The 14,557-nt window shown below is 64.8% G+C and carries 12 protein-coding genes; 1 reads left to right on the top strand and 11 read right to left on the bottom strand.

All coding sequences use genetic code 11. From position 1 onward, the window contains the following. Position 1: 1 nt before the first annotated feature. The 7 genes from CFB50_RS26040 to CFB50_RS26010 all read right to left on the bottom strand — a co-directional run bounded on the left by CFB50_RS26040 (position 2) and on the right by CFB50_RS26010 (position 9,155). Positions 2 to 871, bottom strand: a complete 870-nt coding sequence (locus tag CFB50_RS26040) for a 4Fe-4S dicluster domain-containing protein (RefSeq protein WP_089447670.1) — start codon at positions 869 to 871, stop codon at positions 2 to 4. Positions 872 to 881: 10 nt separating this feature from the next. After that, the gene (locus tag CFB50_RS26035; RefSeq protein ID WP_089447669.1) at positions 882 to 3,860 is read right to left on the bottom strand and encodes a molybdopterin-dependent oxidoreductase; all 2,979 of its coding nucleotides are present in this window, start codon (positions 3,858 to 3,860) and stop codon (positions 882 to 884) included. Positions 3,861 to 3,914: 54 nt separating this feature from the next. Beyond that, positions 3,915 to 4,652 (bottom strand): OmpW/AlkL family protein, encoded by a 738-nt coding sequence (locus tag CFB50_RS26030; protein WP_089447668.1) that lies wholly within the window; start codon positions 4,650 to 4,652, stop codon positions 3,915 to 3,917. A gap of 138 nt (positions 4,653 to 4,790) precedes the next feature. After that, a complete protein-coding gene (locus CFB50_RS26025; RefSeq protein WP_089447667.1) occupies positions 4,791 to 6,761 on the bottom strand; it encodes an acyl-CoA synthetase in 1,971 nt (656 codons plus the stop codon). Then, a complete protein-coding gene (locus tag CFB50_RS26020; protein ID WP_069251596.1) occupies positions 6,758 to 7,714 on the bottom strand; it encodes a fumarylacetoacetate hydrolase family protein in 957 nt (318 codons plus the stop codon). Before CFB50_RS26020 ends, CFB50_RS26025 begins: the two co-directional genes overlap by 4 nt. A gap of 37 nt (positions 7,715 to 7,751) precedes the next feature. Then, positions 7,752 to 8,822: a VOC family protein gene (locus CFB50_RS26015; protein ID WP_089447666.1), complete on the bottom strand. Its 1,071-nt coding sequence runs from the start codon at positions 8,820 to 8,822 to the stop codon at positions 7,752 to 7,754. Positions 8,823 to 8,834: 12 nt separating this feature from the next. After that, positions 8,835 to 9,155, bottom strand: coding sequence for a hypothetical protein (locus tag CFB50_RS26010; protein WP_231937910.1), 321 nt, complete (start codon positions 9,153 to 9,155; stop codon positions 8,835 to 8,837). Between the two features lie 137 nt (positions 9,156 to 9,292). Between CFB50_RS26010 and CFB50_RS26005 the strand changes: the two genes are divergently transcribed. Beyond that, positions 9,293 to 10,051: a TetR/AcrR family transcriptional regulator gene (locus CFB50_RS26005; protein ID WP_089447665.1), complete on the top strand. Its 759-nt coding sequence runs from the start codon at positions 9,293 to 9,295 to the stop codon at positions 10,049 to 10,051. A 337-nt stretch (positions 10,052 to 10,388) separates the two neighbouring features. Here CFB50_RS26005 and CFB50_RS26000 read toward each other — a convergent pair whose 3' ends face one another. Genes CFB50_RS26000 through CFB50_RS25985 form a run of 4 tightly spaced genes read right to left on the bottom strand, consistent with a single transcriptional unit; the run spans position 10,389 to position 14,513 of the window. After that, entirely contained in the window at positions 10,389 to 10,895 is a 507-nt protein-coding gene (locus tag CFB50_RS26000) for a TetR/AcrR family transcriptional regulator (RefSeq protein ID WP_089447664.1), read from the bottom strand. Further along, positions 10,892 to 11,551 carry a PqiC family protein gene (locus CFB50_RS25995; RefSeq protein ID WP_089447663.1) on the bottom strand — a complete coding sequence of 220 codons (660 nt, stop codon included), beginning with the start codon at positions 11,549 to 11,551 and terminating at the stop codon, positions 10,892 to 10,894. The genes CFB50_RS26000 and CFB50_RS25995 overlap by 4 nt, the downstream gene beginning before the upstream one ends. Beyond that, positions 11,548 to 13,143 (bottom strand): PqiB family protein, encoded by a 1,596-nt coding sequence (locus CFB50_RS25990; protein WP_089447662.1) that lies wholly within the window; start codon positions 13,141 to 13,143, stop codon positions 11,548 to 11,550. The genes CFB50_RS25995 and CFB50_RS25990 overlap by 4 nt, the downstream gene beginning before the upstream one ends. Before the next feature lie 41 nt (positions 13,144 to 13,184). After that, positions 13,185 to 14,513: a paraquat-inducible protein A gene (locus tag CFB50_RS25985; protein WP_089447661.1), complete on the bottom strand. Its 1,329-nt coding sequence runs from the start codon at positions 14,511 to 14,513 to the stop codon at positions 13,185 to 13,187. Between the last annotated feature and the right edge of the window lie 44 nt (positions 14,514 to 14,557).

Genomic DNA, 14,557 nt, shown 5'->3' with positions numbered 1-14,557 from the left:
ATCATGAGCACTCGATCGCCACGGCGTTTGTCGACCGACTGAGCCTGATCTCGCCGAGATAGGCGCTGTCGCCCAGTTCGCACTCGCGCGAAGCGTTGCCGAGGGCATGTCGAATTTTGACTTTATAGGCGCCGCTGCCCTTGGCCAGGCCATCGAACCGGAAATCGCCGAAGCCGTCCGAGACCGTTTCGGCGACCTGCAGATTACCGACGTACAAGGCGACGACCGCATCCGTGACACACTCGACGACGCCTCCTGCCTCGACACTGACACTTCCGCCGACGAAGCACGTTTCCCAGCGCTCGAGGCCGCTGTACCACACGCGGGGTTTCGTGTCCAGGTTGGGCCGCAATACCTTGAGTCCCTCGCGTCGGGCCTTCTCGGCCATCGCCGTGTCATCGAGCTTGACCGTCTCGAAGACATCGGTCGGGCACGACTGCTGACAACGCGGGCGGGACCAACCCTGGTCGAGCAAATGCGCATCGAAGATCCAGATCTGGGGCAGTTGCAGCGCTTCGTTCCAGACGATTGCCTTGTAAGGACAGGCCTTGACGATGTCCTTGCGGCCTCGTGCCTTGTCGGGATCGATGATGACGATGCCGTCGGCACGCTTGCGTATGGCGCCGCTGCCGACACGCATGCATGGCGCGTCGTCACAGTGGTTGCACATGACCGGTAAATAAGTGGTCTCGACCATATGCGAGGCACCCTGTATACGACGCAGGATGCGGATGGGGCTCTCGGCGTCGGCCGAGGCGGGTGCGGCGTAACCGGGGAAGTCATTGCCGACGTGCTCGTCGCGCGCGGCGATCACGCAGTTCTGGCAGTTCTCGCAACGGCCGACCTTGATAATCAGGTTCCACTTGCTCATTTGAAATTCCTCACGCTGCGCGACCGAGCATGAACGCTTCGGCACCGCGCCATTTCTCGACCTGCACCAGGCAGGAATTCGGGCTCATGCTGCTGGTGCCGGCCGTCTGCGGTCGGTCAGGGGTGAGCATGTTCATGCAACCGCCGATCTCGACTTGCTCGCCGTCGATTTCGATCAGCTGAAATTCGGCACTCGCCTCGTAGGATTTCACGACGCCGGCGTTCACCAGCGGCGAGACATCGGCAGCACAGATCACGGCGCCGCGGTCGTTGTGCACCTTGACGAGATCGCGATGGGCGATGCGTCGCGTGGCGGCGTCAGCCGGATTGAGCCTCAGCAGCCAGAATCGATGCCCTCCGATCAGGGCGCGATGATCGTCGACGCTGTTCACCGCGGAATTCTTGCCGTCACAATGGGTGTGAAAGCTGTAGCGGCTGTGGGTCGCGATCAATTGCAGCGGGTAGTGCCGAGCCAGGTCCGAGCGCAGCCCCTCCCAGGAGGGGAGATATCGATTGAGCGCTGGCCGCTCGGGATTGTCCGCCGTGTGCCGCTTCAACAACTCGGGCACGAACTCCAGCTTGCCGCTTGGCGTCTGCAGGCCCTTGCCGAACGTTTCCGAGAACTGTGACGGCAGCGGGTGGGGCTCCGGCAGGTCTTTCCGCCTGCCTTCCGCATACCAACGCATGTCCACGGGATGACGCAGCTCGGGCTTTTCGGGCGGCACGACGAAGTAGCCCTTGCGGCAGAATTCGCGCCACGAAATGTGATCGGGCAGATCCGACGAATCGAAGACGCGCTTGACCCAGTCGAGATCGCCACAGCCTTCGGTGAATACGCCACCGAGACCCAGTCGAGTCAGGATGGCGGTGAAGATGTCGTAGTCGGAGCGGGATTCGCCCAAAGGCTCGATGCACTTGTGCTGCATGGTCAGCATGCGATGGTTGACCGTGCCATACCCGTGGTGGGCGTAGCCGCCCGAATTCGCCCATTCGCCAATGTCCCAACGCTCCAGCGAAGTGCACGCGGGCAGGATGATGTCGGCGAACTGGGCTTCGCCTTCCATCCAGATCGACTGATTGACGACGAACTCGATGCTCGAGTGCTGGTAGGCGTCCGTCCACCGTCCGGAATTCGTCACGGTACTGAACGCGGATCCGCCATAGCGATAGATCATGTGGATCGGCGAATAGCCGGGCATCGGGTAGGTGAACGGCGCGAACTGGGCTTCCTGAGACATGCCGTCCCACAGATAACCGGTGGCGTGGCCGTTGAGAATCGCATCGGGCATCTGCTGTCGCGGCACCATTTGCTTGACGGGATTCATGGTCAGGATGTGCGGCATGCGCTGATAGTTGTCCACCGCATTGGCCGTCCACGCCAGGTCGCCCGAGATGCCGCCGTCCGCGTAGCCCGGAAAATAGAACTGGAGATCGTGCGGGACGCCGATTTCGAGGCACCCGAAATTCACGCCCGGCTTGCCCCAGCCCTGCATGGCCATCATCATGATCATGCAGCGCGCCCATTGCGCCCCGGTCGCCCCGCGGCCCGCGCCGCCGAATCCCGCGCCGGTCATCCCGACGGCGAGATGAACCTTTTTGTTTCCCCACAGGCGCGCCAGCGCGCGGACGTCCTTGGCCGGCACGCCGGTCTCGCTCTCCTGCCACTCGGGCGTCTTGGGCGTACCGTCGGTTTCGCCCAGGAGGTAGGCTTTCCAATCGTCGAAACCGGTCGTGCGCGTCGCCACATAGTCCTTGTCGTACAGGCCTTCCACGGCCCAGACATACATGATGGCAGTCGCCAGCGCGGCATCGGTCTGCGGCCGGATCGGGATCCAGCGGCCACCCAGCAGCTGTGCGGTCGGATTGCAGTGCGGGTCGATGTGAACGAACTCGATGCCGAGCTCCTTGGCCCACAGACGGCGCGGCGTTCCCTCGAATCCTGCGTAGGCCCCGTTGGTACTTTCGGGGTCGCAGGACCAGAAGACGATCATTTCGGCTTCCTTGAGACCGTCCTCGAGGCCGCCATAGCCGGAGGGAACGCCGATGCGCATCGAGTTGCCGAAATGATGCATGGCGCCCCAGTACCAGCCTTCCCAGCTATCCGGATTCGCGGCGACCCGCGTGAAGCCGATCAGGTTGGCGAAGCGCGTCAGCGCGCTGAGGTAGTAGCCCACGTTGCCCCACTGGTGGTGGGACGACATCGGGAACGTGATGGAACCGGGACCGTGAACGCGCTTCTGCCGGTTGATCTCCTTGGCGACGATGTCCAGGGCTTCGTCCCAGCTGATACGTACGTAGCCGGACTTGCCCCGGTTCTGGGGATTGCGCTCGCCGTCGGGGTCGAAGTCGACCCGTTTCATCGGGTGAAGGATGCGCTTGTCGGAGTAGACCAGCGACTTGAGCGTCAACGCGTGGGGCGCGACCAGGCTGCGTCGTGGCGGGCTGAAGCGACGTCCGCGCGCCTCGATCACCCAGCTTGGCGCATCGGTATCGTCCAGCTCGATCGGGGTCACGCGGACGATGCGACCATCCTTGACGTAAACGAACAGGGGTCCGCCATTGGTGCAGGTCGCGTAGCGTCGGGTGCCGTCGCGCATGGGCGTGCCCATCGGCAGGCCGACGGTGCGCATCATGCTCAGGGTTTGCATGAGCCAGACCAACAGTTCGTCCTCGCCCTCGGTGACCACCTTGAAGTTCTTGGCGGCATGGATGATTTCGCCCTGGTCCGGGCTGGGGGAAAGGAACTTCAGCGCGGTGGCGACATCCTTGAAGGCCATGCGCACGTCGGGTCGCGGATGCTTGCCGGCGCGCGACCGAATGCGGCCATTCCTGAACTCGATGGCGCGACCGATGCTTTGATCCATGAGCCCGATCCATGCGACGAGATTGCGCTCCTTGAGGCGATCACGATAGGCGGGGAAGCGGCGTGCCGTCAGGTCCAGAACCTTGGGCAATGCAAAAAGAATGGTCTTGAGAGCCTGTCGTTTCATCGTTCGATCCAATGGGTTGTCTTGATGCGGGGCGCCGGCATTCGGACGTACCCGTCAGAACGTATAGGCAACGTTCAAGAAAACGCTAAGGGGATTGAGCCGGAGCGTCGATTTGGAAACGATCTGCGTCCCGGTCGCGGTCCGTCCGTATAACGTGAGGTGGGTCTTCACCGGCATGTAGTTGACCGAGGTGCCGACAGACCAGTGTTTTGAAATCGCGTAATTTGCCCCGAACTCGAACACGGGGTTCCACGACGAGCTGAGCGTCGCGCGCGCCGAGCCGCCCGGCCCAAAGCTGTCGGAGACGAACTGGCTGTTGGTTGCCCGAACCTGGGTGAACCACGTATAGTTCGCGCCGATGCCCAGGTACGGCCGGAATGTCGCTGCGGCCGAAAAAAAGTGGTATCGAAGTTCGATGACGGGCGGGATCGGCCTTGTCGTGCCGAGCGTGCCATACTTCTGCAACGTCCCGTCGCCAATCAGATTGACTTTCAGCGGCATGCCCAAAAGCATGGCGACACCGAGATTGTCCGTGACGTAATACTCGGTGGTAATGCCCAGCGTATCCGTCGAACTGGCATGTGCGCCGGTGCCGGCCAGTTGCCGATTCACCGTCACGCCGCCGACGCTTTGCACGATGAGGGGTGTGGCGTCGCCCTGTGGCGCGATGTGTAGCCATCCTACCGATGTTGTAATGCTTCCTGCCGTCTGCGCATCGGCATTGTCGGCAAGCGAAGCCGAGCAGATGCAAACCGCCACGCCCGAGAAACGCATCGTCCGCTTGAAATCCATCTCGTGTCTCCTCTGTCTCGATCAATTTCACGTATAAGAACTAATTTGGATGCCTTATTGATCAGGGCGATCTGCTTTCGGCGTTGATGCTTGCTGGCTAGCCGCGCACCTCCATCGCCGCAGATCTGTCGCGGTCCGTCAGGATGGCGGTATCGGCTGCGCGGCGACCGAGATCGAGAACGCAAACGGAAAACGCCCCAGCACGAAGCGCGCCGCAGTTTCGAACCCGGGGTCGCTCAATTCGACCGAGACCGACATTCCGCCCGAATCGTCGGTCGTGACGTCGATTGATGCACCGGGGGCGCCGCCTTGGGTCAATGCCGTATGGAGCGCGTCACGCGTCTCGCGGCGCTTGAGTTCCGGTTTGAAGATCTTGCCGACGCCGGTGAGCGGGATGGCTTCCACGATTCGGACGTGCTTGGGCAGCGCGGCGCGTTCGGCGATCTCCTGTTGCATGAACGCTGCCAGATCGTGCTCGGTCGCGCTCATACCCGGCTTGAGCTGAACATACGCGACCGGTAGCTCGCCGGCATGCGCATCCGGACGCCCGATTGCAGCGGCGATCTGGACCGCCGGATGGCGATGAAGGGGTTCCTCGATCGCCGCAGGGTCGATGTTGTGCCCGCCCCGAATGATCAATTCTTTCTTGCGACCGGTCAGCCAGAAGTAACCGTCGACGTCGCAGCGGCCGAGGTCGCCCGTGTTGAGCCAGCGCGTGCCGTCGCCGAGATCGAGCCACAGCGACCTGTTTTGATCGGGGCGCAGGTAGCCGGCGAATACGTTCGGCCCGGAGATGACAAGCAGTCCATCCTCGTTCACCGCGCAGTCACGCAGATAACGCCCCGCGTCGTCCACGACGACGGCTTTCATCGCCTGGAAGGGGATGCGAAGCCCGATCGATCCCAGCCGGCGCTCGCCCGTGGTCGGGTTGACGCTGCTCACGCAGGTTCCTTCGGTCAGTCCGTAACCTTCGAGAATCCGGACGCCCGTTTTTTCCTGGAAGGCCCTGAAGACGCCGACCGGCATCGGCGCGGCACCGCACAGGCCGTATTCGAGCGAGTCGATAACATGATCGTCGAGAGGAACGTCGAGCAGCGACGCATACAGTGTCGGGACGGCGCTGAAGAAATTGACGTGATGATGTTCGACGATTTCCCAGAAACGTTTGACGACGCCGTCGCCTCGGTAACCCTGCGGTGTGCCGAGCACGACATGGGCGCCGCGCGAGAAAGGCAGGAGGCCGGTCACCATCGCGGCATTGACGTGAAAGAGCGGCAAGCCGCAAAACGTCGTTTTTCCGGGGCCGATACTGTCGCCGAAGAACCGCGCGGCGCTCCATGCATTCGCCACTTCGTTGCCGTGGCGACGCATCGCGATTTTCGGCAACCCGGTGGTGCCACCGGTACAGAAGTAAGAGGACATGTCGCCAGGTCGAATGCGGCGCGCATTATCGAGCGCCGTGCCGGATTCCTGTGCGATTGCCGTACCGAAGTCGTGGATCCGGATGTGCGCAGGCACAGCGCTGCGCAAACCACCATCGCCGTACAGCTTCGCACACGCGTCGTGATGGAGCGCCCGGGCCGCAGACTGTGCCGTGCCCCGCACGCGATCGGCCGGATTGACCAGCACGAGATGCCGAAGCGACTCGGTCTGGTGGAGGATACTCGCGACTTTTTGCCAGAGATCGGCCCCGGGAAAGGGAGCGAGCGTCACGAGCACGCTGGCGCCGGCCGCATTGAGCAATTTGCCTATCGCGTCGCCTTCGAGCAGCGGATTGATCGCGCATACGATACCCGCCGCTTGCCCACCCCAGATCACGAAGTGCGTTTCGGGAAGATTGGGCAGCACATAAGCGATCACCGAATTCGAGCTCACACCAAGGCGCGTGAACAGGTTGGCCGTGCGCGTGATGTCGCGAACCAGCTCCCGATAGGTCCAGCGCTCGGCGTCGCGGTGCGCGTCGGCGGTCAAGAAGAAGGAGAGGGCGGGCGCGGACGGATCGATGGCCGCACCGGCGCAGATCATCTCGTACGTGCTGGCCGGAAGGTTCGGTGGAACGCCCTGCGCTTCAATCGCCAGCACGTCGTTCTGGGTCGCGATGCCGTTCATGCCGCCTCGTCCACGATCTCGTTACGTTGCACACCCAGATCGATCGTTCCATCGCGGCTCGCGATCCGGGCTTCGACGATATCTCCGGCCTTCAGATACTGCGCGCGTCCTGCCTGCACCTTCATGAACATCTTCCACTTGAAGGATTCGGGAAAAAGCGCGACGGCTCGCTGCTTGAGCGGCGACGGGATGCTGAGTGCGCAGCCGGCCGGCGTACCGGTCGCGAGCAGGTCGCCGGCGCGAAGGTCGTGCACACCCGACAACTCGGTCAACGTTTCCGCCGGACCATAGACGAGGTTCGATGTCGAGTCCTGCTGACGCACCGCGCCGTTGACGGTCAACGTCAGGTCGAGCGCATTCAGCTTCGGGAAGTCGCGCCGTTCGAGCAGGCACAGATACGGGCCGACCGGGCCGAACGTCCGGAAACTCTTGCCCTTGTAGAACTGCATCTGCGGGATCTGGACATCGCGCGCGGAATAGTCGTTGACGATCACGGTGCCGGCGACATAGTCGTGCAGGTTCGCGTCCGTGATCTGCTGGTGAGACGTGATGTCGCGTTTGAGAATGAGGCCGAGCTCGATTTCGTAGTCGAGAAACCGGACATGCCGCGGTTTCACGACCGGTGAGTCGGCCGCGACGATGCAACTCGTCGCCTTCGTGAAGATCATGTTGAACTTCTTCGCGTCCGGATCCATGCCCGATTCGATCATGTGCTGACGATAATTCGCGCCCTGGCAAACGAATTGCTGGTTGGCCGTCACCGGGGAAAGCCACTCCACCTCTTTCTCCGGAATCTTCGATCCGTCGAGCGCGGCGAGTCGTTCAACCGGATTCGCCGCGAGAAAGCTCGCGGTCGTGTCGAAGTCGCCGGGAATCGGCGTGACGGCGCCGTGGGCGGCCACCCCCCATTGGGCGCGGCCGTTATGCCGGAAGTGCAGGACAAGCAGTGACATGGATGGATCTCTCGTGAGTCGAATGGGCGGTTAGGGGTCAGGCGAACAGCTTCGCCAAGGTCAGCAGCTTGCTCAGCGTCAGATCGGGACTGCGGCGCAGGTTGCGAAACAGCGCCGCGAGGCTCGATGGCGTGAACCGGGGCTTCGTGAAGCTGCGCGGCATCGTCGGGCCCCACTGCGCCATCGCTTCGCGGCTGACCGCGTGCACCCCCGTCGGCTCGTCGGCCGTGAACAGGTCGCCGTCGCAATAGTGTTCGTGCTTGTCGCCCCACGGGTCCTGCCAGTAGTCGAAGATCTGGCTGCCGAGAATGTGTCGGCCGATGCCCCACGCATGCGTCCATCCGCTGTCCCGGAGCAGGCGCTGGCCCATGCCGACGGCATCGGCGTCGACCAGTTCGTACGCGCTGTGGCTATAAGTCGGCACGAACCCTTGGGCGAGTGCGAGCGTATGGTGATCGGCCGGCCTGTCACCCAGATCGAGCCGCATGAATGCAACCGCAGGGGAGCCGTCCGGCAGCACCTGGACATCGCTGGGGATGAACCCGAAATGCTGCGTGTACCACGCGCAGGTTTCCTGGTAGTCGGCGAGCTCGAGCACGACGTGCCCGAGCCGAATGACTTCGGGGGTGCTCGCCGGCGGCCGCTGCGTCTCGTTGATTCGCACGGGCGCGTCGACCGAGTTGAACGGGAGCGGAGCGCGATGCGGCAGCGTATCGGCCCGTGTCTGGCCCGCAATCGCGTCGACCCGAAATCCTGACGGATCGGTGAGACGCACCCGGTGGCCGCCACCGGGCCAATCCGATGCCTCGACCTTCGACGCGCCGGGGACGCCGGCGAGCGCGTCCAGATCGGCCCGACTGTCGACCCGCAAGCCGAAGCCGACGAAGCGAGCCTTCGGCGCCTGGCGAACGACATAACAGAAGTGTGCCGTGCCCGTTCCGCGCAGCAGCACCTGCGTGTCATCCCGCCGCACCGTTCGAAGACCGAAGTCGTTGAGAAAGTGCTCGGCCTCGCCGAGGTCCGGACGATCGAAGATCAGATAGGCGAGCGCCGATGCCTTCGTTGTCGGGTGAGGGTGTCGAGCCGGCTGGGTGGTAGTCAGTTTCATGGCGGATGACAGTCAGGCAGATCGAATGGCAATTGCGAAGGCTGGCGCCGTCGCATCGAGGGGCTTTCCGCGCAACGGCAGGCATGCCATCGAACCGTTGCACGAGGTGTCGGGCCGGCCCATGAAAGTCGCGAGATGGATCGTCGATTTCGGATGGGGGCGATGCGCGCCGTCGCGGGTACCGCGACTGGCCGGCACATGGGTCGCCGCGGCGCCGACCGGTCCGAATCCTTCGATCAGTCCATCGAGCGTCGCAGGCAACCCGCCCGCCGCAGAGGAGCGCGAATTGAAGAGGATGGACGCGCTGGCGCCCGTATGCAGATGTGTCTCCACCGTTTCTCCATTCGTTGGTCGATCGGTTCTCGAGGCGTTGTTTAGCCGCCGTTTGTGACATTAAAGTCATGAATGATAGTTTTGTCAATGTAGACATTTGAATCTATACTTCGGTACAAACAAGGATCGGAAACGTCATGCCGAATACACCGAATCGCCGTACACCCAAGCGCTCCGCTCCGGAAGCACCCCATCCCGCGGTCACGGTCACCGAAGAGCGCGAGCCGCGCGGCGCGCGCCGAAAGCGGGAAACCCGTGCCCGCCTGCTGGATGCCGCGCTCAGGCTGATGGCGCAGAAGGGGATGGAAGGCGTCGCCATCAACGAGATTACCGAGGCGGCCGACGTCGGTTTCGGCTCGTTCTACAACCACTTCGAATCGAAGGAGGCGATCTACGCCACCCTCGTGGAATCGGTATTCGAGGAATTCGCGAATTCCCTCGATCGCCTGGCGAGCGGCTTGTCCGACCCGGCGGAAATCATTTCGGTCTCGGTGCGCCATACGCTGATGCGCGCGCGGCGCGAGCCGGTGTGGGGGCACTTCCTGATACGAGAGGGTTTTTCGGCGCGGGTCCTGACGCACGGTCTGGGGCAGCGCCTGTTGCGAGACATCGAGCGCGGCATCGCCGAGAAACGCTTCGTGGTCGCCGACCCGTTCATCGGCTTCCTTTCGCTTGGCGGGACGGTGCTGACCGCCATTGCCGCCGAACTCAACTTCGTCGCTCCCGGCGCGCCGGCGGTGAATGTGCTGAAGGAGCTCGGCTTCAGCGGCGAGCATTTTCCCGAACGCACTGCGGCAACGCTGCTGCATATGCTGGGGCTCAAGCGCGCGGAAGCCGAGAAGATCGCAAGCCGGCCGCTGCCGGTCGTGGAAGCGGTCGAGCCGGCACAGTCGTGAACGAGGTGAGGCAGGCGCCGGCCGGGTCACCCCGTGCGCGTGCGGTACCTGCCGCCTGGTGCAATGCCACCGAAGGACGCGAACCCACGCGCATGCGCGTCGAACAGCATCTTGTGGCTTGGGGCGGGGGGACGTGATCAGCCGGAAGGCTTGGCTGGCGTTCGGCTTCACCTGTGCGGCTGCGCGTCCTCGGTGAAGGCGGCCGATGAAGACGTACTTCTGAACGGGATAGCGCGGCGTGCGCCCATTTGACAGTCAGCCCCTGTGGAACGGTTGGCGTCCGTCATCGCGCGGACACGCGTGGCGACCGCCCGGCCAGCGTGAGCATCGCTGCGTCCTACGTCGGCTCGTTGCGCCGTGGGCACCGTGCGCCAGCACGCAACAGCGCGACACCGAGCACGGTCGCCCATTCGGTCATGCGGTCCGAGGTGCCCGCCGCGTCCGGTGATGCGGCCAGTTCGGCGTGCATGTGATCGATGATCTGCCGGAATCCGGCATCGCGCAGTGCGTACAGGTGCACCTCGACCCACAGCGGGAAACATTCCCAGCCGGCGGCGATGTCCGCGTAGTCGGCGGCGGTGCTGTCACCGCCGCCCTCCGGCGCCGCCAGCCGAATCATCGAGATCATTCGATCACGGTCGCGGCGCAGGATCTCGATCAACGGTTCGCGCTTGTGTTCGAAGTGCGCATAGAACGCGCCGCGCGTGTAACCGGCGCCCTCGGCGATATGTTCGACGCTCGTATCGGCAAAGCCTTTCGCGATGAATAGCGCGCGAGCGGTGGCGATGAGCCGCTCGCGGGTGTCGAGCCTGCGTTGCTCGCGTGTGAGGCGGGTGGGTTTCATCCTGTGTTGTTGTCGAGCGTTCCCGCACGGCATCCGGCGCGCGGCGCCGCGTGTGTCGCTTCGTCACGAATGGCCGCGGCGATGTCGAGCGCGAGCAACGCGAGCGCATGGCGATGGGCATCGACGAGCGCGTCGTAGCCCGCCGACGCGCCGGCCCGGACGACGCTGCGGCACGCCAGCGCCGGCTGTCCGGCCCCGGAACTCACACTCCACGTCGCATCGAGCAGCACGTGCGATGCAGGCCACGACTCGATACGCTGGACGTTGACCGTGACCCTGTAGACGGGTGCATCGGCAGCATGGGCGACGCGGTGAACATCGATCGTGCCGAGCCGGGACGCGACGCGCGTCGACAGACCGTCGCGCATCTCGTCGCCGAGCGGCGCGGCCCAGCGCTCCTGCTCGAGGATATCGACCCGGCCGGGGCCGCTTTGCACGACGAACCGGTTGCCGTCCGCCGGCGCCGTGACGTGCACGGCCTGGATGTCGATCAGCCATGCGGGAGGTGATGCAACAGCGTCGCTGCCGGCACTATCCGTCATCGCGAGGGTATGGAAGTGCACGGGCGGCGACGTGCAGGCGCTCAGCACGGCCAGTGCGACGCACGTCGTGATGCGCAACGGCATGCGAAGCAGGTGAAACGATCGCGCTTTCATTGCTGTTCTCCCTTCTTGCCGAACAGCAGCGATTCGGGATGACGCTGCAGATAGTCGGCGAGCGCGTTCAACGACTGGAGCGTATGCGTGAGCGATTGCATCGCGTCATGTACGTCCGACTGCATCGGCGAATCCTGCCGTAACGTCGACTCCGCCGCGTTGAACGTGCGTTGCGCGGCGGCCAGCGTGTCACGTGCTTGCGGTACCACCTGCTCGTCGAGGTGGCCGAACAACTGGTTCGCATGCGCCAGTGCGCCGTTCAGGTTGTTGCCGATCCGGTCGAACGGAACCTGGTCGAGCTTGTGCGCGATGTCGGCAATCTGCACCTGGAGTTCGTCGAGCGTGTTGGGCACGGTCGGAAGCTCCACCGGCGTATGGCGCACGTCCACGCTGGCGCGCGGCGCCTTCGGGAACATGTCGAGCGCCACGTAAAGCTGGCCGGTCAGCAGGCTGCCGGTACGCAGTTGCCCGCGCAGCCCCTGCACGACCAGGTGTTCGAGCAGTTCGTGGCCACCTGCCGTATCGGGCGCGGGCAGCGCCGTATCGCTGCGCCGGCTCAGTCGCGACGGATACAGCGCCATCGTGACCTTCATGCTGAAGTTGCGCGCGTGCTCGTTGTACTCGATGCCGATGTTCGTGACCTGGCCGAGCGCAATGCCGCGCAGATCGACCGGCGCGCCGACCGCCAGCCCGCGCAGCGACTGGTCGAAGCGCATGACGACCATCAGCGGCGTGCCGTCGGGGTCGCGCATCGCGTCGGCTTCGTCGGATGCGAGCCGGAACGGCGCGTTGTCGGCTGCCTGCGGCGCGTCCGGCTGTCCGGGCGGCGACTGGAATGCGAGGCCGCCGACGATCACCGTCGCCAGCGACTGCGTATTGAGTTTCAGCCCGCTCGAATCGAGCCGCAGATCCACGCCGCTCGCATGCCACCAGCGCGTGTTGGTGCCGACGTACTTGTCGTAGGGCGCCTTCACGAACGCCTGCACGTCGACGCCGGTCCCGTCCTTGTCGAGCGAGAAGCCGACGACCTGGCCGACCTGCACATGCCGATAGAACACCGGCGAGCCGATGTCGACCGAGCCGAGCGAGTCGCCATGCAGCAGATAGCGGCGGCCCTGCTGGTCAGCGGTGACGGCGGGCGGCGTCTCGAGACCGGTGAAGTCGGTCTGCTTCTGCGGGGAGCGGCCGAGATCCGCGCCGATGTATGCACCGGAGAGCAGCGTGCCGAGCCCGGAAATCCCCGTGGCACCGACGCGCGGTCGAACGACCCAGAAGCGCGTGTCGCGGTTCGCGAACCGCGCCGCATCGCGCGTCAGCTGAATGCTCGCGATCACGCGCTTGAAGTCGGGGGTGAGCGTGATGGTCCGGACCGAGCCGATATCGACGTCCTTGTAGCGGACCTTGGTCTTGCCGGCTTCGAGGCCATCGGCGTTGGCGAACGTGACCGTGATCGTCGGGCCGGTCGCGGCGACGGTCCGGATCACGAGCGACAGCCCGATCAGTGCGCATACGAGCGGCACGATCCAGACGAGGGACGGGATCCAGCGGCTGTACGGCCGGATCTCGGGCGGAGGAATATCGAAAGGAGACATCGTTCTGAAATACGAAAGGAGTCGGCGGGCTGGCGCCCGTTTCAGGGTTGGTGGCGGCCGGTAGCCGGGCGTGGCGCGCCGTCCCAGATGAGCCGCGGATCGAACTGCATCGACGCGACCATCGTCAGCACGACCACGGCGCCGAACGCGAGCGCGCCGGGGCCGGGCGTGATGTCGGCGAACGAGCCGAAATGCACGAGCGCGATCGTGAGTGCGACGACGAACACGTCGAGCATCGACCAGCGGCCCACGCACTCGACGAGGCGGTGCAGCCGGGCGCGTTCGAGCGGCCGCCATTGCACGCCGCGGTGGGCGGCGATTGCCTGAAATGCGAGGATCGCGAGCTTGAGCATCGGCACGAGCACGCTTGCAATGAACACGATGACGGCGAGCGCCCAGTCGCCGGACGTCCAGAAGTACGCGACGCCGCCGAGGATCGTGTCGTCCTCGGCCCGGCCGAGCGACGTCGCGTGCATGACGGGCAACAGGTTCGCCGGGACGTAGAGCAGTGCAGCGGCGGCGGCGAGCGCGCCCGTGCGGGCCGCACTGTGCGGGCGGCGCGCGTGCAACCGCGAACCGCAGCGCGTGCAGCGCGGGTCGGACGCATGTGCCGGCTGCACACGCGCGCAGTGGTGACAGGCGATCAATCCCGCCGCGCGAGCCGTCATGCGCGTCGGTCCTTCGGCTAACCGGGACGCGGCGTGATGCGTCATGTCGGGGCGAGGCGGTGTCGTGCGCGCGGCGCCGTCCGGCTGCAGCGCGACGAGTTCGTCGCGCGCTTCCCACAGGCGGACCGGGTCGATCGACGACAGCATGCCGAGCATCACGGTAAGCGCGCCGAACGCGAACAGCGCGGGCTCGGCGAGCACGTGCGCGAGACTCGTCATCTTGACGATCGTGATCAGTACGCCGAGCATCAGCACTTCCACCATGCTCCACGGCTGCAACAGCCGAGTGCCGAGCAGGACCGCCGCGAAGCGCCTCGGTACGCGGCCTGCGCGCAATGGCACGAGCAGGTACAGCCACGCGGCAAGCTCCAGCAGCGGGAACAGCATCGTCGTGCAGAACACCAGCACGGCCACCACCGGCTGGCCGTTCGACCATAGCGCGAGCACCGCGTCGCCGAGCGTCGCGCGGGTCGCCATGCCCGCCGCATCGAGCGCGACGATCGGGAAGGCTTGCGCGATGCAACAGGTCAGCAGCGCGGCAAGCGTCAATGCGCATAGCCGGTCGAGTGAGCGGCGGCCGTGCGCGGCGCCGCTCACGCGGGCGCGGCACCTCGGGCAGCGCGCCGTCAGCGCGCGCAGGCGCGGTGGACGCTGAAGCAGCAGGTCGCATTCGTGACAGGCGACCAGGTTATCGGGTTTCATCGGGAATCGATCATGCGGGTAACGGAGGCCCGACGCCGCGGGAC

Origin of the sequence: Burkholderia sp. AU33423, assembly GCF_002223135.1 — a bacterium.
Classification (GTDB): domain Bacteria; phylum Pseudomonadota; class Gammaproteobacteria; order Burkholderiales; family Burkholderiaceae; genus Burkholderia; species Burkholderia lata_D.
This window is presented reverse-complemented; position numbering and strand designations above follow the sequence as displayed.

Coding starts and splice junctions, on each gene's coding strand:
- CFB50_RS26040 (WP_089447670.1), bottom strand. CDS start 871: ATGAGCAAGTGGAACCTGATTATCAAGGTCGGCCGTTGCGAGAACTGC.
- CFB50_RS26035 (WP_089447669.1), bottom strand. CDS start 3,860: ATGAAACGACAGGCTCTCAAGACCATTCTTTTTGCATTGCCCAAGGTT.
- CFB50_RS26030 (WP_089447668.1), bottom strand. CDS start 4,652: ATGGATTTCAAGCGGACGATGCGTTTCTCGGGCGTGGCGGTTTGCATC.
- CFB50_RS26025 (WP_089447667.1), bottom strand. CDS start 6,761: ATGAACGGCATCGCGACCCAGAACGACGTGCTGGCGATTGAAGCGCAG.
- CFB50_RS26020 (WP_069251596.1), bottom strand. CDS start 7,714: ATGTCACTGCTTGTCCTGCACTTCCGGCATAACGGCCGCGCCCAATGG.
- CFB50_RS26015 (WP_089447666.1), bottom strand. CDS start 8,822: ATGAAACTGACTACCACCCAGCCGGCTCGACACCCTCACCCGACAACG.
- CFB50_RS26005 (WP_089447665.1), top strand. CDS start 9,293: ATGCCGAATACACCGAATCGCCGTACACCCAAGCGCTCCGCTCCGGAA.
- CFB50_RS26000 (WP_089447664.1), bottom strand. CDS start 10,895: ATGAAACCCACCCGCCTCACACGCGAGCAACGCAGGCTCGACACCCGC.
- CFB50_RS25995 (WP_089447663.1), bottom strand. CDS start 11,551: ATGAAAGCGCGATCGTTTCACCTGCTTCGCATGCCGTTGCGCATCACG.
- CFB50_RS25990 (WP_089447662.1), bottom strand. CDS start 13,143: ATGTCTCCTTTCGATATTCCTCCGCCCGAGATCCGGCCGTACAGCCGC.
- CFB50_RS25985 (WP_089447661.1), bottom strand. CDS start 14,513: ATGAAACCCGATAACCTGGTCGCCTGTCACGAATGCGACCTGCTGCTT.